The following is an 18,862-nucleotide window of genomic DNA, read 5'->3' as shown; positions in this document are numbered from 1 at the left end:
TGCACAGCAACCGAACCGTGCGTTCAACGCGCTGCGGGGTAGTTCCGATCGACGATCGCCGTTTCCGGTCCGGACAGCAGAACGGGGTGAGCCCCGCAAGGCCCACCCCGCACGCGGTCCAGGTCAGCGAGCGCTGACCGCACCGGCGTTGATCTGCTCCATCAGCACGTCGTAGTACGCGCCGACGCGGGCGTACACGCCGGGCTTGCCCGGGCGGGCGCAACCCTCGCCCCAGGACGTGACGCCGATCAGCTTGTTGTTGACGACCATCGGGCCGCCCGAGTCACCCTGGCAGGTGTCCACGCCGCCCTCCGGCACACCGGCGCAGACCATGGCGTCGGGGGTGTACTCGCCGTAGGCCTGCTTGCAGGTGTCGTCCGAGTTCACCGGGACGGTCGCCTTCTGCAGGTGGTCGGCCTGCTGGCCGCCCTCGCTGGTGTTGCCCCAGCCGAGGATGGTGGCCGCGGTGTCGGGGGCGTAGCCCGCGTCGTCGGCCTTTGCCAGCTCGATCGGGGCCTCCTTGACCGGGGCCTCCAGCGTCAGCACCGAGACGTCGAAGCCCTTGGCGGCGTCCTGGTACTCGGGGTGCACCCACACGTTGGTGACCTTGGAGACGGTGCCCTCGTTGGAGCTCATCACGGTCCGGCCGCTGACGACGTTGATGTCGGCGGGCTGCGATCCGACGGTGCAGTGCGCGGCGGTGACGACCTTGTTCGGGGCCGCGAGGGTGCCGCCGCAGAACTGCTGGCCGTCCGGGGTCACCAGCGCGACGGTGAACGGGTGGTCCTGGACGTTGGCGTCTTCGCCGCCGACGATGAAGGTGCCGAGGTCGTCCGAGGGCGGCGCCGGCGTCGCGTTGGCGACCGACGCCGCGGCGAACGCCGAGAGGGCGACTGCGGTAACCCCGGCCAGCCGGGCCAACCGACGTGAGCCACGGATCATGGTGCTCTCCTTGTCTGTCGTGCCCCGGAACCCATCCCGCACACTGGGGCCCCAGAACCTTCGAAAGCTGCTACGCACAGCAACCGATCGACCGCACCATAATCGGCGGGACACGGCGGCCAAAAGCTCGAAAAATTGCCGTTTACCAGTAGATAAGCCACAAAAAGCGCAGCTCGCCACACTGCTGGCGGACGCCGCGCGCGAGCGTTACCAGCGGCGGGACACAACCGGAAACCCGTTGCGGGACAGCGGAAAGTAACGACCGAGACAGAACGGCGGTCGCGCAAGTGCGCCCATGCGGAGCATTCCGCTGCCGCTACACCTCCATCGCGGAGCGGCCGCGATTCCCGTCTCGCGCAGCAGGAGCCATTCGCGCACCGAAAAAGCGCTCGCTGAGTCCAAAGTAGGAGCGTTCGGATTCGACGCAGTGCGAAAGCACTGCTCCACCTCAAGCCGCCGCCAGCGGCACGGTCCCTGTGCCACACCGCGGACACGCACCACCCGAAGCCGAGCGGGCGCAAGCACCCGAACCGAGCGGATGGGAGCGCCACCCGGACGGAGCGGGCGCGCACCACCCCGAACCCGAGCGAACGCAAGCGCCACCCGAGCCGAGGCGGACGTTGGCACCACCGGAGCCGGAGCAGTCGCGCCGAGCGAACGCCTTCCGCCCGCTCGGAGGTGTCCCCGGCGCGCCCCGATCGCACCGGAGACACCTCCAATCCGCTGCCGTTCGCGCCGACCGCGGGTTGGCCGCGGTCCCCGTACCGCGGCAGGCACGTTCCCGAGGCCCCGACAGCCACATGCGCGGAACGTGCCGCTTCCGGTCTATCTGATCCCGGATGGAATATTCCAGAGCCGTTCGGCCGAGCCACCCGGCTGGATCATTGAACTGGTCGGACTACAACCTTCGGACGGGTCATTCTTCCGCATTCCGAAATGAGCCGGACGGCCGCAAGCCGCTCATCTCCGCCCTCCTGATTCGCCAGGCACCGAGCGTGAGCAGGCATTGCGCCACCCCTGCGGGCACCGCCCGCGAACGGTCGGAGCTCCCGACCACAAGAGTCCGAAGTGGACGAATCGCTCGACCCTCAGCGCGACACGAGTCCCGCGTCGTACGCGAGCAGGCCCGCCTGCGTGCGGTTGGTGCAGCGCAGCTTCGTCATGGTCCGCGACACGTGGCCCTTCACCGTCGCCTCCGAGAGGAACAGCCGTTCGGCGATCTGCGCGTTGGAGAGCCCCTCCCCCAGGCACGCCAGCACCTCGCGCTCCCGCTCGGTGAGGTCGCGGACCAGGGCGCTCGCGCGCTGGCCGTGCTCGTCGGCCGATGCGGCCACGAGCCGGCGGGTCGCTTCCAGCGAGAGCACGGTGTGGCCGTCCGCGGCGACCCGCACCAGGCCGATCAGGTCCTCCGGCGGTGTCGACTTGACCAGGAAGCCGGACGCGCCCGCCCGCAGCGCACGCAGCACGTACTGGTCGGCGTCGAAAGTCGTCAGCGCCACCACGGCCGGCGCCTCGGGCAGCTTCGCGATCCGCTCGATCGCGGTCAGTCCGTCGACGCCGGGCATCCGCAGGTCCATCAGCACGACGCGGGGCCGCAGCCGGACCACCGCCTCGACCCCGGCGGCACCGTCCTGGGCGTCCCCGACGACCTCGACGTCCTCCGCCGAGCCGAGGATCGTGCGCAGGTGCGCGCACACCATCGGCTCGTCGTCGACCACGACGACGCGGATCGGATCACTCATCGGCGGCCTCCGCGGTCGGCACGTACGCCGGCAGTATCACATCGACCTGGAAACCACCGTCGGCCATCGCGCCGGCCCGCAACGTGCCACCGACCAGGTCGACCCGCTGGCGCAGTCCGAGCAGCCCGGTGCCCGAGCCGCTGCCCGCCAGGTCGGCGCTGGGCTGGTGCGGCGACGCGGTGTTGCGGACGGTCAACCGCACCCGTTCGCCGTACACGGCGTCGACGCGGACCTGCGAGCCGGGGGCGTGCTTGTAGACGTTGGTCAGCGCTTCCTGCACGACGCGGTGCGCGGTCCGGCCGACCGCGGGGGAAACGCGGGCGTAGTCGCCCTCCTCGACGAGTTCGACGGGCACGCCGACCGCCTCCGAGCGGCTGATCAGGTCGGCGAGGTCGGGCACCGAGGTCGTCTCGGGGTCCTCGTACTCGGGCTCCTCCTCCGGTGCGCGGCGCAGCACCCCGACCAGGTCCCGCAGCTCGGCCAGCGCCTCGCAGCCGCTGGCGCGCAGCTGCTCGGCGGCCTCCCGGGTCTGCTCGTCCTTGGCCGTGACCCCCAGCGCCCCGGCCTGCAGCACCATCAGGCTCACCCGGTGCGTGACGACGTCGTGCATCTCCGCCGCGAGCCTGGCCCGCTCGTCGGCCCTGGCCTGCTCGGCGAGCAGGTGCTGCTCCCTCTCTGCCCGTTCGGCCCGGTCGCGCAGGGCTCCCTCCAGCCTGCGGCGGGCCCCGACGTAAAGGCCCAGAACGGCGGGGAAGGCCGTGAGCAGGAACGCGCTGGCGAGCAGCTCCACCGGCGGGTCGTGCCAGAGCCTGGCCGCCAGGAAGATCACCAGCGCGATGAGGTTCCAGCCCACCAGCCGCTTCAACCTGGTGGCCGGGTACACGACGACGCTGTAGACCACGCACGGCAGCTCACCCGGGATCCACGGGTCCGCGTAGTTGTTCAGCGGCAGCAACGGGCCCGGTCCGTAGCTCACGAGCAGCACCTGCGCGAGCGTCAGAACGCTGAAGAAGGACATCAGCAGCAGCGGATACCGGCGCCTGGCCAGCAGCAGGAGGCACGTCAGGTCCGAAAGCACGGCGCTGACGTCCCGGCCGCCGATCCAGTCGTAGCTCTGCGGGGGGATCTGCTCGGGGAACAGGTGCAGCAGCAGCCGCCCGAGCACCTCCAGTGCGGCGACGAGGGCGATGTCGAAAACGGCCTCGCGCCTGGAGTTCCAGAGCAGCCGCCAGATGGGGCGCTTCACATGGCACACGGTAGTCAGGCTCGGGGCGCTGACCGCCGGAAACGCTCCTTCCGGACTGCCATCTCACTACGAAAGTCGCAGTCCGTTCGAGGAATGCAGACCTTCGACGCCCCAGGTCACGACGTTGCGCCGTAGCAGAGGCGCCGTCGGCGACGGTTTGATCGGGAGCGACCTTTCGACGACTGGGGGAACAGATGAGCCAGACGACGGTGCCGCCGGCGACCGCTCCCGGCGAGCCCGGCGCCTCACCACCGGCGCCCGCCCGGCTGTCGCCGCGGGCCTGGTGGCCGGTGCTCTCGATCGCGGCGGTGGTCGCGGCCGTGCAGGTGGCGATCAGCCCGTTCGGCGGCTACTGGATCGACGAGATCTACATGCTCGCGGTGGGCAGGTACCACCCCGACTGGGGGTATGCCGACCAGCCTCCGGTCGCTCCGCTGCTCGCCCGCGCGATGGACTGGATCGCACCGGACTGGCTGCCACTGCTGCGGCTGCCCGCCACGCTCGCCTCCGCGGCCACGGTCGTGCTCACCGCGTTGATCGCACGCGAACTCGGCGCCGATCGCAGGGCGCAGGTCATCGCCGCGGCCGCCGCAGCGACCGGGCTGTGGGCAGCGTTCGTCGGGCACTGGGTGACGCCCTACACCATCGAGCCACCGCTGTGGCTGCTGATGAGCTGGCTCCTCGTCCGCTGGGTGCGGCTGCACGGCGAGGGGCGCGCCGACGACCGGCTGCTGCTCGCCCTGGGTGGCGTGGCCGGAGTCGCGGCGCAGACCAAGTTCCAGGTCTTCGCGTTCGCGGCGGCCCTGCTGGTTTCGGTCCTCGTGTTCGGTCCCCGAAGCCTGCTGCGTCGCCCGATGCTGTGGGCGGGCGTCGGCATCGCGCTGGTGATCGCGTTGCCCACTCTTCTGTGGCAGGCGGTCAACGGCTGGCCGCAGTTGGGGATGGCGGCCGTCGTCGTGAACGAGTCCCCGATGCTGTCCGGTGGCCGGATCGGCACCGCCCGCGACATGGTGCTGTTCGCCGGGCTCGCCGGCGCCTTCCTCCTCTGCTTCGGGGTGTGGCGGCTGCTCACCGCCGCCGAGCTGCGCGCGTACCGGTTCTTCGGCGCTTCGGTCGTGCTGCTCTACGTCCTCTTCGTCGCCACCGCGGCGCGCCCGTACTACCTGGCCGGCATCTACGGCGTCGCGCTCGCGGCCGGCGCGGTCGGACTCCAGCGCCGCCGGGAGAGCCGACGGACGCGGCTGCGATGGGTGGCCTGGCCGGCGTTCGCGCTGTCGGCCGCTGCTGCCGGCGCCATCGCGGTGCTGTCGGCATTCTCGGCGCAGGCGTGGGCCCAGTTCGGCCAGTCCGGCGACCTGACGAAGGAGACCGCCGCCGCGTACCAGGCGCTACCTGCGGAGATGCGGTCGCACACCGCGATCCTGAGCGGGACCTACATCCAGGCCGCCACCCTCGACGTGACCGGGGCGAAGGCCGGGTTGCCGAAGACCTACAGCCCGCACCGCGGCTACGGCTACTTCGACCCACCGGGCGAGGAACACGATCACGTGCTCTACGTCGGCTCTGAGCTCGGCGACTTGCCCAGGTACTTCGCCCGGGTGGAACAGGTCCGATCCGGCGATCGGCCCGTTTGGCTGCTCACCGGGAGGCAGGAGCGTTGGGAGGTCATCTGGCCGAGGCTGCGTCAGTTATGACTTCGGTCCCGGCCTGCCGATGCCGGATGCATACCCGGCAGGACCGGCGGTTCGGTCGCCACGAATTCGTACCGGCGTTTCCTGCCGGGCGGTCCGCTCCAGCTCCAGACGGAGCCGGAGCGGGTCCTCGGCCGGGGTGGGACTGGGCGGCCGGGGTGGGACTGGGCGGCCGGGTCGGTTCAGGGGGTTCGACCCGACCGCCGACATCCAACCAGCAGGTCAGCCTCTCGATCGGGCAGTACCGGGACCGCGGAATCCAGCGCCCTCCGGCGGGGCGCTGGCAAGTCGCCGCACCAGACGCTGCCGCGTCTGTCCACCGGGCTCGTGTGCGTGAACCCCGGTGAACGCCCGCCTCCCGCTGCAACAATGACCCGAGAAACCACGAGAAAGTAGGCCATGGTGACCGCCGAACCGACCGGGCAAGCCGGAGAACCGCGGCTGCGCCCGCCCCGCCACCGCGTCGACCGACGTGCCATCTCCTGCTGGACCGTGCAGGCGCTGCTGACGGTCGCCGTGCCGGTGGTGGCCCTCGCGGTGGCCGCCTTCTTCATCACGCCGGCCCGCTTCTGGCTCCTGCTGGCGCTGGCGGTCGTCGCCGTCCTGGGCATCGCGTACGTGCTCGTGATGCCCAGGTGGCGCTACCGGGTGCACCGCTGGGAGACCACCGACGACGCCGTCTACACGGCCGCGGGCTGGATCAGCCAGGAATGGCGGGTCGCGCCGATGTCCCGAATCCAGACCGTGGACACCGTGCGAGGGCCGCTCCAGCAGATGTTCGACCTCTCCAGCGTCACCGTCACCACCGCGTCCGCGGCCGGGCCGCTCACCATCGAAGGTCTCGACCGCCAGGTCGCCGTCGACCTCGTCCAGCAGCTCACCGCCACCACCCAGGCGACGCCGGGTGATGCGACATGACACCCGCGGACCACGACGACTTCCCGACGCCGCACCGCTCGGCCGCGCCCCAGCAGCCGACGGCGGCAACGCGATCCGGCGGTCCCGGCAACGACCTCACCGCCACGTGGCACCGGCTCGACGCCAGGACGGTGTTCGTCACCGTGATCCTCGTGCTGGCTCCGCTGATCCCGACCCTGGCGGTCATGCTGGTATCCCGGGCGAGCGCGGGAGCACTGCTCACCACCTCTGGGATCTGGGTGGCCATCGCCGTGCTGCTCTGCGGCGGCGCCGCCTACGACTGGTACGTCACGTCGTACCGGGTGACCGACGAGCGGTTCGAGCTGCGCAAGGGCGTCCTTTCGCGCAGCCACCGCTGGATCCCTCGGGACCGCATCCGCGCGGTCGACCTCACCTCCGATCCCGTCCACCGCGTCTTCCGCCTCGCCGTGGTCAAGATCGGCACCGGGCAGTCCAGCGGGGAGAACGCCGAGCTGAAGCTGGACGCCATCCCGGTGCACCGCGCGGAGGCCCTGCGACGGGAACTCCTGCACGCGCCGCAACGCCAGTCGGCGGCCGGGCCCACCGCACAGGTGACCGAAGGTGTGCTCGCCTCGCTCAACCCGGCGTGGCTGGGCTACGGCGCGCTGACCGTGTCGCTCGCCGCCATCGTCTGGGGTGCGATCGGCTCGGCGTTCGGCTCGTTCCGCGAGGTGCTCGTCGAGTTCGGCGTCTTCCAGGCCATCCTCGACCAGCTCGGGCAGTTCCCGCTGTGGATGACGATCAGCGGCGGTGCGCTGGTCGCGCTGGCCACCGGCATGGCCGGTGCGCTGCTGCTGTCGGTCGAGATGTGGTGGGGCTTCCGGCTGACCCGCGAGCACGACACGACGCTGCGCGTGCGTCGCGGCCTGCTCACCACCCGCTCGGTCTCGCTCGAGGAGGGCAGGCTGCGCGGTGTCGAGATCTCCGAACCGCTGGTGCTGCGCTGGGCGGGCGGTGCCCGCACGAACGCGGTCGCGACCGGCCTGGGCACGGAGAAGGACGGCAAGAGAACCGAGAACAAGACGTTGCTGCCGCCGGCGCCGTTGGCGGAGGCGCAACGCGTCTCGGCCGTCGTGCTGCGCGAAGCCGAGCCGCCGGCGACCGGTGACCTGCGGGCACACCCTCGCGTGGCCCGCCGTCGCCGCGTCACGTGGGCACTGTTCGCGGTGCTGCCGTTCGTCGCCGCACCCGCGGTGTTCGCCGCGTTGGGCTGGATACCGATGTGGACAGTGCTCGCGGTCGCCGCGGTCGGCGCGGCCGTCGCCTTCGCGGCGGGCTCCGACGCATACCGCAGCCTCGGCCACCGGCTCGGCGACCGCTACCTGGTCATGCGCCGCGGCACCGGCGTCCGCCGGACGGTGGCCCTGCAGCGCGGCGGAATCATCGGCTGGCGCGTCAGGCAGTCGCTGTTCCAACGACGTTCGGACCTCGTCACCGTCGCGGCCATCACCGCCGCCGGATCGGGCGCCTACAAGATGCCCGACGTCCACACCTCCGACGGTCTCGGCGTCGCCGCCGAAGCCGTACCAGGCTTGCTCGAACCGTTCCTCGAACGGCGAACCTCGGGCGGCTGAGGACCGCCGACGGCAACGGCGGAGGTTCGAAGCCGTTGTCGGGCAACCGCGAAGTGCGCGTTCAACGATGGCCGTGCAACGGGGTGCGTGACGTTGTTGCTCCTTGCGCCGGAACCCGCACCCGCTCGGCGCGGCAGGTTCCGGCGTTCGCTTTCGGAGTCTGCTGCGACGTTCGTGCGTCCGGCACGTGGCGTACGCCGCCGGTGCGCGTCGTCATCGGTGGGCTCGACGGCCGACCTGCCGCCCGCATCCGGCGAATCCGGTTGCTACCAACGGCAAAGCCGCCGGAGCGCGTACGTCGGTGTCCGGGGTGGGGCTCCGCTCCCCCGAACAGCGGAGCCACCCACGGCGGTCAGGCGTCGAAGATTCCGCGCTTCACCCCGCTGACGAACTCCTGCCACCGCCGGGACGCCACCGTGAAGTGACCTCCGGCGCGGTTCTTGGTGTCGCGGACACCGACCCGCTGGGCGCCGAATCCGACCTCGACGCACTGCCCCTGGCCCTGGGTCCGGGTGCTGGTGCGCCAGTCGGTGATGTATTCCATCTACAGCTCTCCTATGCGCTCGTTGATGAGTTGAATAGACCCCTCCGGGTCTATCGCATGTGCGCGTAGATGGTCCATCATCATCACGTAGTTGGACAGCTCGATCTCCCTTTCGAGGTAGAGACCACCCACGTGGGTTTCCAAATAAACTACGTCGGGGTCCACATGATTGGAGTAGCGCAGTATCACGAATGGACCAGCCTGCGCCGGATGCGCGCCGGCGTCCAGCGGCATCACCTGCAGCGTCACATTCGGCTGCTCCACCAGCTTCAGCACGTGCTCCAGCTGCCTGCGCAGCACACCCGGCCCGCCGACGCAGCGCCGCAGCGCCACCTCGCCCACAACGACCCACAGCTCCAGCGGGTTGGGGCCGGTGACCCGCTGCTGTCGCTTAATCCGCAGATCGACTCTTCGGGTTATCTCCGACTCGTCCGCCCGAATGAGTGTCGCTTTTGTCAACGCGAAAGCATATTCGGGGGTCTGCAGCAGCCCCGGAATGGCCTCCGACTCGTAGGTGTGAATTGAGGAAGCTTCGGCTTCCAATCCGACGTAGGTCTCGTACCACTCCGGGAGCACATCGCTGTAGGAGTGCCACCAGCCGCGCTTTCGGGCGTCCCTGGCGAGGTTGATCAGCTGGTCCCTTTCGGCTCCCTCGACGGCGTAGAAGTCGAGGAGCGCGGACACGTCGCCGACCGACGGCGAACGCTTCGCGGTCTCGAACCGGCCGATCTTGGCCTGGGTGCATCCGAGGTGGGCGGCCGCCTGCTGCTGGGTGACCTCGGCCAGGGCCCGGAGCCTGCGTAACTCCGCGGCGAGGCGTCGACGGCGCACGGTGGGACTCACTGTCATGATCCCAGTGTCCACCCCCGCCCACCCTGCGTCACCATCGAGTCACCCTTCGCCAACTCCGGCACGATAAGTGATCAAGAGGGGTGCGGCGAAGCTCTACCAACCGAACGGCGCAGCCGTAATCTCCGTCACTACGGGGAATCGGGGGCCTCAACCCCGACACATCGGACCGGTTCACACGAACACATCAGACTGGCAGCGCGGCACATCGGACCGGTTCACCCCGACACATCGGACTGGTTCACCGCGGCACGTCTGGCGACTTCACCGCAGCACATCGGACTGGTTCAGCACGGCACATCTGGCGGCTTCACCGCAGCACCCTGGCGACTTCACCGCAGCACCCTTGCGGCTTCATCGCAGCACATCGGGTGACCCACGACCGCGCGCACAATGGCGTGACAGGCCGCGACGGCAAGGCACAGGATCAGCGCGGGACGTTGCGCAGGTTGCTGCGGGCAAGCTGCACCATCTTCCCGACTCCGCCGGAGAGCACCGTGCGGCTGACCGCCAGCGCGAAGCCCTTCACCTGCGTTCCGGTGATGCGCGGCGGGATCGACAGGGCGTTGGGGTCGGTGACCACGTCGACCAGCGCCGGGCCGGGGCGCCGCAGCATCTCCCCCAGCGCTTCGCGCACCTCGCCCGGTTTCTCCACCCGCACCGCCGGGATTCCCGCGGCCGAGGCCAGCGCGGCGAAGTCGACCTGGTCGTGGTCGGTGCCGAAGTCGGGCAGTCCGTCGACCAGCATCTCCAGCTTCACCATGCCCAGCGAAGAGTTGTTGAAGACAACGACCTTCACCGGCAGCCGGTGCGTGCGCAGGCTGAGCAGGTCGCCCAGCAGCATCGACAACCCGCCGTCGCCGGCCATCGCGATCACCTGGCGCCGCGGCTCCGCGCACTGCGCCCCGATGGCCTGCGGCAGCGCGTTGGCCATCGAGCCGTGCACGAACGAGCCCAGCACGCGACGCCTGCCGTTGGGCGAGATGTAGAGCGCGGCCCACACGTTGCACATCCCGGTGTCCACTGTGAACACCGCGTCCTCCGCGGCGGTGTCGTCGAGGGCGTCGGCGACGAACTCGGGGTGGATCGGCACCTGGTTCTCGACGTTGCGGGTGTAGGCCTCCACGACCCGCTCCAGCAGGTCGGCGTGCTCCTTGAGCATCCGGTCCAGGAACGAGCGGTCGGTCTTCTGCCGCACCAGCGGCAGGACCGCGCGGATCGTCTCGCCGACGTCGCCCAGCACTGCGAAGTCCAGCGCCGTGCGCCTGCCCAGGTGCGTGGGCTCGATGTCGACCTGCACCGTGCGGGCCTGCGGCAGGAAGTTGTCGTACGGGAAGTCCGTGCCCAGCAGCACGACCCGGTCGGCCTTGTGCATCGCCTCGTGGCAGGCGCCGTAGCCGAGCAGGCCGCTCATGCCGACGTCGAACGGGTTGTCGTACTGGATCCACTCCTTGCCGCGCAGGGCGTGCCCGACCGGCGAGTTGAGCTTGCCCGCCAGCCGCATCACCTCGCTGTGGGCGCCGCGCGTTCCCGCGCCGCAGAACAACATCACCCGCTCGGCCCGGTTCAGCGAGTCCGCCAGCTCCCGGACCTGTACCTCCGGCGGCACGACGGTCGGCGGCTCGCAGTCGACGGTGCCGGTCCCGGTGGGGCTGGCAACCGGCCGCTCGGCGATGTCACCCGGCATCACCAGCACCGACACGCCGCGCCTGCCCGCAGCGGTCTGCATCGCGCTGCGCAGCAGCCGCGGCATCTGCTCCGGCTGCGACAGCAGCTCGCAGAAGTGGCTGCACTCGTTGAAGATCTGCTCCGGATGGGTCTCCTGGAAGAACGCGGTCCCGATCTGCGGCGTGGGGATGTGCGAGGCGAGCGCCAGCACCGGCGCACCGCTGCGGTGGGCGTCGTAGAGCCCGTTGATCAGGTGCAGGTTGCCCGGCCCGCAACTGCCCGCGCACACCGCCAGGCGACCGGTGAGCTGCGCCTCGGCGCCCGCGGCGAACGCCGCGGTCTCCTCGTGGCGCACGTGCACCCACTCGATGTCGCCGCTGCGGCGCACCGCGTCGACCACCGGGTTCAGGCTGTCGCCGACGATGCCGTAGATGCGCCGGACGCCCGCCTGCACGAGCACTTCGATGAACTGGTCGGCGACTGTGGGCATGGCGGTCCTCCACGGCGTCCGACGGACGTGGACGCCACTGACGTCTACGCGCGGTGCCTCTGGCCCGCAACTCGAACTCTTTCGGCGCAACGGCGTAACGCCCGGGAAGGCCGGGTCGATCTTCAAGCTGTCCGGAGGCGGTAGGACCTCTCTGGCGACGCCACCTCCTCGCCGATCCGTTCGATTGAAACGATTTCTCGGAAAGGGATTCAGCGGTGAGCATCCGCCTGTACACGATCTGTGCGATGTGCGTGACCGCCTCGGCCGTGGCCGGCGTCCTGGTGGGTGGGTTCCTCGCGGCGAGCAGCAGGGAGGAGTCCACACCGCTGCCTCCCGTGTCGGTGTCGCACTCGGTGCCGGTGGAGTCCGCCGGTGTCGCCGTGCCGATGGAGTCGGCCGGCGGGATGGGAGTCACCCAGCCCTGACCGGCCGGTTGCGACGGGTGTAGTCGAGCCCTAACCGGCCGGTTGCGACGGGCGTCGTCGAGCCCTGACCGGGCGGCGGGACGGGTGTAGTCGAGCCCTGACCGGTCGGTGGGATGGGCGTCATCGGGCTCTGCCGGGTCGGCTAGCGTCGGGGGCATGACCGAACAGCAACGACTTTCCGCCGGGGACACCGCGCCCGAGTTCGCCCTCCCCGACGCCGACGGCAAGACCGTCAGCCTGTCGGACTACCGCGGCCGCTCGGTGGTCGTGTACTTCTACCCCGCCGCGAGCACGCCGGGCTGCACCAAGGAGGCCTGCGACTTCCGCGACAGCCTGGCCGTGCTCAACGACGCCGGCTTCGACGTCCTGGGCATCTCCCCGGACAAGCCGGAGAAGCTGGTGGCGTTCCGCGACGCGGAGGGCCTGACCTTCCCGCTGCTCGCCGACCAGGACAAGTCGGTCATGACGGCGTGGGGTGCCTTCGGCGAGAAGCAGAACTACGGCAAGACGGTGCAGGGCGTGATCCGCTCGACCTTCGTCGTCGACCCGGAGGGCAAGATCGCCAAGGCGCTCTACAACGTCAAGGCCACCGGCCACGTCGATCGCCTGCGCAAGGACCTCGGAGTCTGACCGGACCGACCCGGTGGGCACCTACCCGGCAGGTGCCCCCCCGACCCGGCCCCACGCCCGGCCGCACCGCTCCACCGCCGCCCGGCCGCACAGCACCGCGCGAGCGAGCGAGCGAGACACCCTCGCACAGCCCAGGCCCGGCGACGCAGCCTGGGCCCCGGCGATCAGTCCAGCCAGTCCATCGCCATGTACACCGCGACGCCTGCGGCGATGACGACCACCACGTAGCGCAGGAGGGTCGCCGGGATCCGCTGCGCGAGCTTGCCGCCGACCCAGCCGCCGAGCACCGTGGTCGGCGCCAGCATCAGCACCGCCACCCAGTCCACCGGTGCGATCAGCGCGTACACCACGAAGGTGACGGCGCTGCCGATCAGCCCGAGCCAGCTCTTGAGGGCGTTGAGCCTGCGCATCGTGTCGTTGGCCGCGAGCACCAGGATCGCGATGAAGATCACGCTGCGCGCGCCGCCGAAGTACCCGCCGTAGATCGAGGCGAAGAAGATCCCGACGGTCAGCATCGTCGTGCGGTCCGGCGCCGTGGGGTCGGGGTTGCCGAGCCACTTGCGGATCGTGTTCTGGAACGCCATCAGCAGCGCCGAGAGCCCCACGAGCACGGGCACCACGGCGTCGAACACCGACCCCGGCAGCACCATCAGCAGCACGCATCCGAGCACCGACCCGACAGCGGCGGCGATCGAGGTGGTGACCACCCGCAGCCGGTTGCCGCCCAGGTCCTCCCGCTGGCTCAGCGCCGCCCCCACGAACCCGGGTCCCTGCGCCACTGAGTTGGTCACGTTCGCGACCAGGGGCGTCATCCCGGTCGCCAGCAGCGCCGGGAAGACCAGCAGGGACCCGCCGCCGGCGACCGCGTTGATCGCCCCCGACAGGAAGCCGACGACCACCAGCACGGCGGGCTCGAACCATTCGGTGAACACGACTCGAAAAGCTAGCTTCTCGAACGAGTCGGCTTCAGTCCGGGGCGAGCACCGTCACATCCCGTCGCGGAGCGTGCTTGTCCGGACACCGCGGGTCCCGGAATGATCGGTGGTGGTTGGCGAGGGGGTTTCACGTGACGGGGCTGGAGAGTGCCGCGCTGGGCGTGGGCAGGTCCGTGGTGCGCCAGGTCGCCCTGACGTGGCTGGCCGGCCGGAAGGCGCAGGTCCGCAGGGGCGCGGAGCTGACCGAGCTGATCGCGCTGCGTTTCGGCGGTGTTCGCCAGCGCGGTCGCAACGACCTGCGCCGCAGGTTCGACGAGCTCGGCGAGCTGGCCGGGGAGCGTCTGGAGGAGCTGTGCGAGCGGGAGTTCGCCGGTCTCGACGACGCCGAGCGGGTTGCCGCGCTGGAGGCCGTGGCCGTCGCGCTGGACGAGGCCGAGCTGTCCGACACGACCCTGTTCGGTGCCGGGCTCGTCCCCGTCGAGCTGGCCAAGGAGGTCCGGCGGCGGGTGCCGTCGGCGACCCGCCGGGCGGGACTGGGCGAGACCGGCCGCGCGCTCTTCGACCGCGCGCTCGACCTGTGCTGCGTGCAGGTGGTGCACCTGGTCCGCGAGCTGCCCGAGTACGGGCCGCGCGTCGCCGAGGAGGCGCTTCGCCGTGCGACGGAGGTGCTTTCCGGAGTCGAACGGCTGCTGGCGCGGCTGCCCGTCACCAGTCTGGACGCCCCTGCGGGCGCCGACCACGACGAGGAGTTCCGCCGCCGCTACCTGCAGGCCGTCGCCGACGACCTCGACGACCTGGAGCTGATCGGCGTCCGCGTGCACAACTTCCGCCCGCGCACGAGGCTTTCGGTCGCCTACCTCAGCCTCAGCGTGAACCAGGAGGGGCCGGCGCGGGCCGAACGCCGCAACCCGCTCACCCGGCACTGGTTCGAAAGCGACCGCCGCGAGCGCGGCTCCAACGCGCTTCGCGTGGAGAGCGCGCTCAGCACTTCGAACCTGACGCTGGTGCGCGGCGAGGCCGGGTCTGGCAAGTCGACGCTCCTGCGCTGGCTGGCCGTGTCGGCGTCGCGCGCGAACTTCGGTCACGACCTGGAGGAGTGGAACGGCTGCGTGCCGATCCTGGTCAAGCTGCGCAGCTACGCCGGGCAGGCGCTTCCCCAGCCGGAGCAGTTCCTCCCCGGGCCCGGCGGCCCGATGCTCGGCCCGATAACGGAGGGCTGGACGCACCGGCAGTTGCTCGCGGGGCGGGCGTTGCTACTGGTCGACGGCGTGGACGAGCTGACCGACGGCGAACGACCGAAGGTGCGGCGGTGGCTCGGCCGGCTGCTCAGGAGCTACCCGCGCACGCGCATAGTGGTGACCTCGCGGCCCGCGGCGGCGGGAACGAAGTGGCTGCAGAGCGAGGGCTTCGCCGCCGTCGACCTCGAGCCGCTCAACCCCGGGGACGTGCGCGAGTTCATCGACCTGTGGCACGCCGCCCTGCTCGCCGGGGAGAACGCGCTGCCCTTCAGCCGCGACCAGGTCGAGGAGCACCGGCGCGGACTCCTGTCCAAGCTCGACGCCCGGTCGCACCTGAGGGGGCTGGCGCGCAGTCCGCTGATGTGCGCGATGCTGTGCGCGCTGCACCTGGACCGGGGCGGGGACCTGCCCCGCGACCGCAAGAGCCTGTACGAGGCGGCGCTGGAGATGCTGCTGCACCAGCGCGAGGACGTCCGCCGGATACCCGTGCACAACGAGATCTCGTTGCCCTACCGGCAGAAACTCCTCCTGCTCCAGGACCTCGCCTTCTGGCTGAACCTGAACAGCCGGTCGGAGCTGTCCCGCGAGGTCGCCGTGAGCCGGGTCGGGCGCAAGCTGCGGGCGATGTCGCTCGACGTCACCGCCGAGGACTGCCTCGAACACCTCGTGCAGCGGAGCGGTGTCGTGCGGGAACCGGTGGCGGGCCGGATCGACTTCGTGCACCGGACCTTCCAGGAGTTCCTCGCGGCGCGGGAGGCGGCCGACGAAGGCCACGTAGACCTGCTGGTGGACAAGGCGACGTCGGACCTGTGGCGGGAAACGGTCATCATGGCCTCGGCGCTGCTGAACCGTCCGGGCAGGACGGAGCTGCTCACCGGCATCCTCGACCGGGCGGACGGCGGCAGGGGCCGCAACCCGCGCCGGCTGCGCCTGCTCGCGGCGAGCTGCCGGGAGTCGTTGCACGAGCTGCCACCGGCCCTCGGCGACCGGCTCGACGCCGCGATCCACGCGCTGGTGCCGCCCCGCAACAAGCGGGAGAGCCAGTCGCTTGCGACGGTCGGGGAATCCCTGCTCGACCACCTGCCCACCGACATCACGAACCTCACGACCGCGCAGGCGGCGGCCTGCGTTCGCACGGCTGCGCTGGTGAACGGGCCGGGCGCGCTGGAGCTGCTGACCGCCTACGCCGCGGACCCGCGCCGGGACGTCCAGGCGGAAATCCGGTTCGGCTGGGACCTGTTCGACCCTGAGACGTATGCGCGGAAGGTTCTCGCACACGCACCGCTGCACTCCGGGCACCTGCTGGTGGACAGGCTCGAGCAGGTCCCGCACGTCGGTCACATGACGGCGCTGGAGACGTTGTCGGTCCGGATATTCGAGACGGTGTCCAGCCTGGAGTTCCTCAGCGAGGCGGCCACGCTGAAGTCGCTCGTCATGAACGGAAACGGTGTGGTGTCCCTACGGCCGCTGAGCAAGCACACCGGCTTGGAAGTGGTGGGCCTGGGAAGCGCCCAGGAGTGGGCGGACCCGGACTCTCTCAGCGGCCTGGTGAATCTGGAGGAGCTGCTCATGATCCAGATGGAAACCATGGACGACACCGACTTCCTCGTCGGTCTCACCGGGCTGCGCAGGCTGCTCATCAGCGAGGCTCGGGACCTGAGCGGGGTCGGGGAACTGAGCCGGACCGGTGCGCTGACCGTGCTCGATCTCCACTGGTACCACGACTTGGGCGACGAGCTGTCGGCGATGAGCGGAATCACCACTCTGACCCTGTCGTCGTGCGGGATCGACGACCTCGAACCGGTTACCCGCATGCCCGCGCTCGTGAGGCTGTCCTTGCGGGACTGCCGGCAGCTGTCCGACTTCGCACCGCTGGCGCGGATGCGCAGGCTGCGCGAGCTGGAACTCGCCGGACTTCCTGCCGGTACCGACCTGTCACCACTGGCCGGCACGGATATCCAGGTCACCCTGGACGAAGTGCGCTGGGAATCCCCGGGAAGGGACTAGTCCGCCAGCCCCTGCAGGTGCGGGAGCAGCAGGCGCAGGGCCCGGCCCCGGTGGGAGTCGGCGTCCTTCTCCTCCGGGGACAGCTCCGCCGAAGTCCGGGTCTCGCCCTCCGGCACGAAGATCGGGTCGTAGCCGAAGCCGTTGGTGCCGCGCTCCTCGCGGATGATGGTGCCGCGCCATTCGCCGCGCACCACGACCTCCTCGCCACCTGGGAGGACCAGGGCGGCGGCGGAGACGAACGCGGCGCCGCGCCGCTCGTCGGGCACGTCCTGGAGCTGGCCGAGCACCAGGTCCAGGTTGGCCTGGTCGTCGCCGTGCCTGCCGGACCAGCGGGCCGACAGCACGCCGGGCATGCCGTTGAGCGCGTCGACGGCGAGACCGGAGTCGTCGGCCACCGAAGGCAGCCCGGTGGCCTCGGCCGCGTCGACGGCCTTGGCAAGCGCGTTGTCCTCGAAGGTCGCGCCCGTCTCGGGTGCCTCGGGGAACTCCGGGACCTCGTCGAGGCCGACGACCTCGACGCCGGTCACGCCCTCGGCTTCCAGGATCCGCCGCAGCTCCAAGAGCTTCTTGGCGTTGCGGGTGGCCAGCAGGACGCGGCTCATGCCGCACCCCCGGGCAGCTCGCCGGGGTAGGGAGCAGCGAGCGCCTCCGACTGGATGCGGGACAGCTCCGAGCAGCCCGCCAGCGCGAAGTCGATCATCTTGTCCATGGTGGACCGGGTGAAGGTGGCGCCCTCGCCGGTGCCCTGCACCTCGACCAGGGTGCCGTGGTCGGTGGCGACCACGTTCATGTCGACCTCCGCCCGCGAGTCCTCCTCGTAGGGCAGGTCCAGCCGCACCCGGCCGTCGACCACGCCGACGCTGACGGCCGCGATCGAGCACGACAGCGGCTTCGGGTCGGTGAGCCTGCCCGCGGCGCTGAGCCAGGTGATCGCGTCGGCCAGCGCCACGTAGGCGCCGGTGATGGCCGCCGTGCGGGTGCCTCCGTCGGCCTGGATCACGTCGCAGTCCAGGGCGATGGTGTTCTCGCCGAGCGCGGCCAGGTCGATGCACGCGCGCAGCGACCGCCCGACCAGGCGGCTGATCTCGTGGGTGCGGCCGCCGATGCGGCCCTTGACCGACTCGCGGGCGCTGCGGGTGTTGGTCGACGACGGCAGCATCGCGTACTCCGCCGTCACCCAGCCCAGGCCGGAGCCGGCCCGCCAGCGCGGGACGCCCTCCTGGACGCTGGCCGCGCACAGCACGCGCGTCCGGCCGAACTCGACCAGCACCGACCCTGCAGGCCAGTCCTGGTATCCGCGGGTGATCCGCACTTCCCGGAGCGCGTCGTCGCTCCGCCCGTCAGCTCGTGCCACGACACCCACCCTAAGAGCACCGGACGCGACGCCGTGCGCAGCCCCCTCGGCGGCGGCCCCGGGACCTGGGTCGTGTTTCGGATGTGGCCTGCGCAGTGGGTCGCCCGGCGGAACCTCAGCCGCCTTCTCGCTCCAGGATCTGCGACTTGCGCAGTCCGCTAGAGCTCGACCTCCCGCCAGGTCACGTTCTCCGGTCGCAGGCCGGTCGCCAGGAACTCGCGCAGCGCCGCGGCGAGCTGCTCCGGCGCGACGCCGCTGCCCGCCGGGAAGTCGGCGTCCTCGGCGTGCACCTCCGGCGACGCGGGGTCGCCGGCCAGCACGGCGTAGTCGTGGTCGGCGTCGATGTAGCCGAGGTAGCCGTAGCCGCCCCGGACCGCGGCGACCACGTCGTGGTCTAGCATGCCGCTGCCGGTGTCGGCGAGCTTGCGCCCCTCGTGCCAGATGGTGGCGGGCCCGGCCGCCGGTTCGGCCAGCCGCCGGATGAGCTCGTCGACCTGGTCGGGTTCGTCGATGGTGAGCCCGTCCCCGGCGTTGGCGTCCTCGGCCGAGTCGATCGTCCACACCGCAGTGATCGTCATCGCGGTCCTC

Annotated in this window: 16 protein-coding genes; 6 read left to right on the top strand and 10 right to left on the bottom strand. The window is 70.8% G+C overall.

From position 1 onward, the window contains the following. Nucleotides 1–123 precede the first annotated feature (123 nt). From SACE_RS05980 to SACE_RS05970, 3 genes are all read right to left on the bottom strand, one after another. Nucleotides 124–942: a S1 family peptidase gene (locus tag SACE_RS05980; protein WP_011873291.1), complete on the bottom strand. Its 819-nt coding sequence runs from the start codon at nucleotides 940–942 to the stop codon at nucleotides 124–126. 1,088 nt (nucleotides 943–2,030) lie between these two features. After that, entirely contained in the window at nucleotides 2,031–2,684 is a 654-nt protein-coding gene (locus SACE_RS05975; RefSeq protein ID WP_009945442.1) for a response regulator, read from the bottom strand. Continuing rightward, complete coding sequence (locus SACE_RS05970; protein ID WP_009945443.1) at nucleotides 2,677–3,930, bottom strand: sensor histidine kinase; 1,254 nt, start codon at nucleotides 3,928–3,930, stop codon at nucleotides 2,677–2,679. The genes SACE_RS05975 and SACE_RS05970 overlap by 8 nt, the downstream gene beginning before the upstream one ends. A gap of 194 nt (nucleotides 3,931–4,124) precedes the next feature. On the opposite strand from SACE_RS05970, the gene SACE_RS05965 reads away from it, so the two are divergent. From SACE_RS05965 to SACE_RS05955, 3 genes are all read left to right on the top strand, one after another. Next, nucleotides 4,125–5,624 (top strand): glycosyltransferase family 39 protein, encoded by a 1,500-nt coding sequence (locus SACE_RS05965; RefSeq protein WP_009945444.1) that lies wholly within the window; start codon nucleotides 4,125–4,127, stop codon nucleotides 5,622–5,624. 396 nt (nucleotides 5,625–6,020) lie between these two features. Beyond that, nucleotides 6,021–6,539, top strand: a complete 519-nt coding sequence (locus SACE_RS05960) for a PH domain-containing protein (RefSeq protein WP_009945445.1) — start codon at nucleotides 6,021–6,023, stop codon at nucleotides 6,537–6,539. Continuing rightward, nucleotides 6,536–8,134, top strand: coding sequence for a PH domain-containing protein (locus SACE_RS05955; protein ID WP_009945446.1), 1,599 nt, complete (start codon nucleotides 6,536–6,538; stop codon nucleotides 8,132–8,134). The genes SACE_RS05960 and SACE_RS05955 overlap by 4 nt, the downstream gene beginning before the upstream one ends. 352 nt (nucleotides 8,135–8,486) lie before the next feature. On the opposite strand, the gene SACE_RS05950 is transcribed toward SACE_RS05955, so the two are convergent. From SACE_RS05950 to SACE_RS05940, 3 genes are all read right to left on the bottom strand, one after another. After that, nucleotides 8,487–8,678, bottom strand: coding sequence for a DUF397 domain-containing protein (locus tag SACE_RS05950; RefSeq protein WP_009945448.1), 192 nt, complete (start codon nucleotides 8,676–8,678; stop codon nucleotides 8,487–8,489). Further along, nucleotides 8,679–9,527, bottom strand: coding sequence for a helix-turn-helix domain-containing protein (locus SACE_RS05945; RefSeq protein ID WP_031334153.1), 849 nt, complete (start codon nucleotides 9,525–9,527; stop codon nucleotides 8,679–8,681). 427 nt (nucleotides 9,528–9,954) lie between these two features. Beyond that, on the bottom strand, nucleotides 9,955–11,685 hold the full coding sequence (locus SACE_RS05940) for a pyruvate dehydrogenase (protein ID WP_009945450.1): 1,731 nt from the start codon (nucleotides 11,683–11,685) through the stop codon (nucleotides 9,955–9,957). Between the two features lie 215 nt (nucleotides 11,686–11,900). On the opposite strand from SACE_RS05940, the gene SACE_RS05935 reads away from it, so the two are divergent. Then, complete coding sequence (locus SACE_RS05935) at nucleotides 11,901–12,110, top strand: hypothetical protein (RefSeq protein ID WP_009945451.1); 210 nt, start codon at nucleotides 11,901–11,903, stop codon at nucleotides 12,108–12,110. Nucleotides 12,111–12,266: 156 nt separating this feature from the next. Next, nucleotides 12,267–12,740, top strand: a complete 474-nt coding sequence (gene bcp / locus SACE_RS05930) for a thioredoxin-dependent thiol peroxidase (RefSeq protein ID WP_009945452.1) — start codon at nucleotides 12,267–12,269, stop codon at nucleotides 12,738–12,740. Nucleotides 12,741–12,904: 164 nt separating this feature from the next. On the opposite strand, the gene SACE_RS05925 is transcribed toward bcp, so the two are convergent. Beyond that, nucleotides 12,905–13,672, bottom strand: coding sequence for a sulfite exporter TauE/SafE family protein (locus SACE_RS05925; RefSeq protein WP_009945453.1), 768 nt, complete (start codon nucleotides 13,670–13,672; stop codon nucleotides 12,905–12,907). Between the two features lie 134 nt (nucleotides 13,673–13,806). On the opposite strand from SACE_RS05925, the gene SACE_RS05920 reads away from it, so the two are divergent. Next, entirely contained in the window at nucleotides 13,807–16,920 is a 3,114-nt protein-coding gene (locus SACE_RS05920) for an NACHT domain-containing protein (RefSeq protein WP_009945454.1), read from the top strand. Here SACE_RS05920 and rdgB read toward each other — a convergent pair. From rdgB to SACE_RS05905, 3 genes are all read right to left on the bottom strand, one after another. Next, on the bottom strand, nucleotides 16,917–17,522 hold the full coding sequence (rdgB, locus tag SACE_RS05915) for an RdgB/HAM1 family non-canonical purine NTP pyrophosphatase (RefSeq protein ID WP_009945456.1): 606 nt from the start codon (nucleotides 17,520–17,522) through the stop codon (nucleotides 16,917–16,919). The two genes, SACE_RS05920 and rdgB, sit on opposite strands and share 4 nt — an antisense overlap. Further along, nucleotides 17,519–18,274 carry a ribonuclease PH gene (gene rph / locus SACE_RS05910; RefSeq protein WP_011873289.1) on the bottom strand — a complete coding sequence of 252 codons (756 nt, stop codon included), beginning with the start codon at nucleotides 18,272–18,274 and terminating at the stop codon, nucleotides 17,519–17,521. Before rph ends, rdgB begins: the two co-directional genes overlap by 4 nt. Nucleotides 18,275–18,432: 158 nt before the next feature. Then, entirely contained in the window at nucleotides 18,433–18,852 is a 420-nt protein-coding gene (locus tag SACE_RS05905) for an Imm1 family immunity protein (RefSeq protein WP_009945459.1), read from the bottom strand. Nucleotides 18,853–18,862: the final 10 nt, after the last annotated feature.

Origin of the sequence: Saccharopolyspora erythraea NRRL 2338 (genome assembly GCF_000062885.1) — a bacterium.
Lineage (GTDB): Bacteria > Actinomycetota > Actinomycetes > Mycobacteriales > Pseudonocardiaceae > Saccharopolyspora_D > Saccharopolyspora_D erythraea.
The sequence above is the reverse complement of the archived record's forward strand: the minus strand, read 5'-3'. Positions and strand labels throughout refer to the sequence as shown.

Coding starts and splice junctions, on each gene's coding strand:
- SACE_RS05980 (WP_011873291.1), bottom strand. CDS start 942: ATGATCCGTGGCTCACGTCGGTTGGCCCGGCTGGCCGGGGTTACCGCA.
- SACE_RS05975 (WP_009945442.1), bottom strand. CDS start 2,684: ATGAGTGATCCGATCCGCGTCGTCGTGGTCGACGACGAGCCGATGGTG.
- SACE_RS05965 (WP_009945444.1), top strand. CDS start 4,125: ATGAGCCAGACGACGGTGCCGCCGGCGACCGCTCCCGGCGAGCCCGGC.
- SACE_RS05960 (WP_009945445.1), top strand. CDS start 6,021: ATGGTGACCGCCGAACCGACCGGGCAAGCCGGAGAACCGCGGCTGCGC.
- SACE_RS05955 (WP_009945446.1), top strand. CDS start 6,536: ATGACACCCGCGGACCACGACGACTTCCCGACGCCGCACCGCTCGGCC.
- SACE_RS05950 (WP_009945448.1), bottom strand. CDS start 8,678: ATGGAATACATCACCGACTGGCGCACCAGCACCCGGACCCAGGGCCAG.
- SACE_RS05945 (WP_031334153.1), bottom strand. CDS start 9,527: ATGACAGTGAGTCCCACCGTGCGCCGTCGACGCCTCGCCGCGGAGTTA.
- SACE_RS05940 (WP_009945450.1), bottom strand. CDS start 11,685: ATGCCCACAGTCGCCGACCAGTTCATCGAAGTGCTCGTGCAGGCGGGC.
- bcp (WP_009945452.1), top strand. CDS start 12,267: ATGACCGAACAGCAACGACTTTCCGCCGGGGACACCGCGCCCGAGTTC.
- rdgB (WP_009945456.1), bottom strand. CDS start 17,522: ATGAGCCGCGTCCTGCTGGCCACCCGCAACGCCAAGAAGCTCTTGGAG.
- SACE_RS05905 (WP_009945459.1), bottom strand. CDS start 18,852: ATGACGATCACTGCGGTGTGGACGATCGACTCGGCCGAGGACGCCAAC.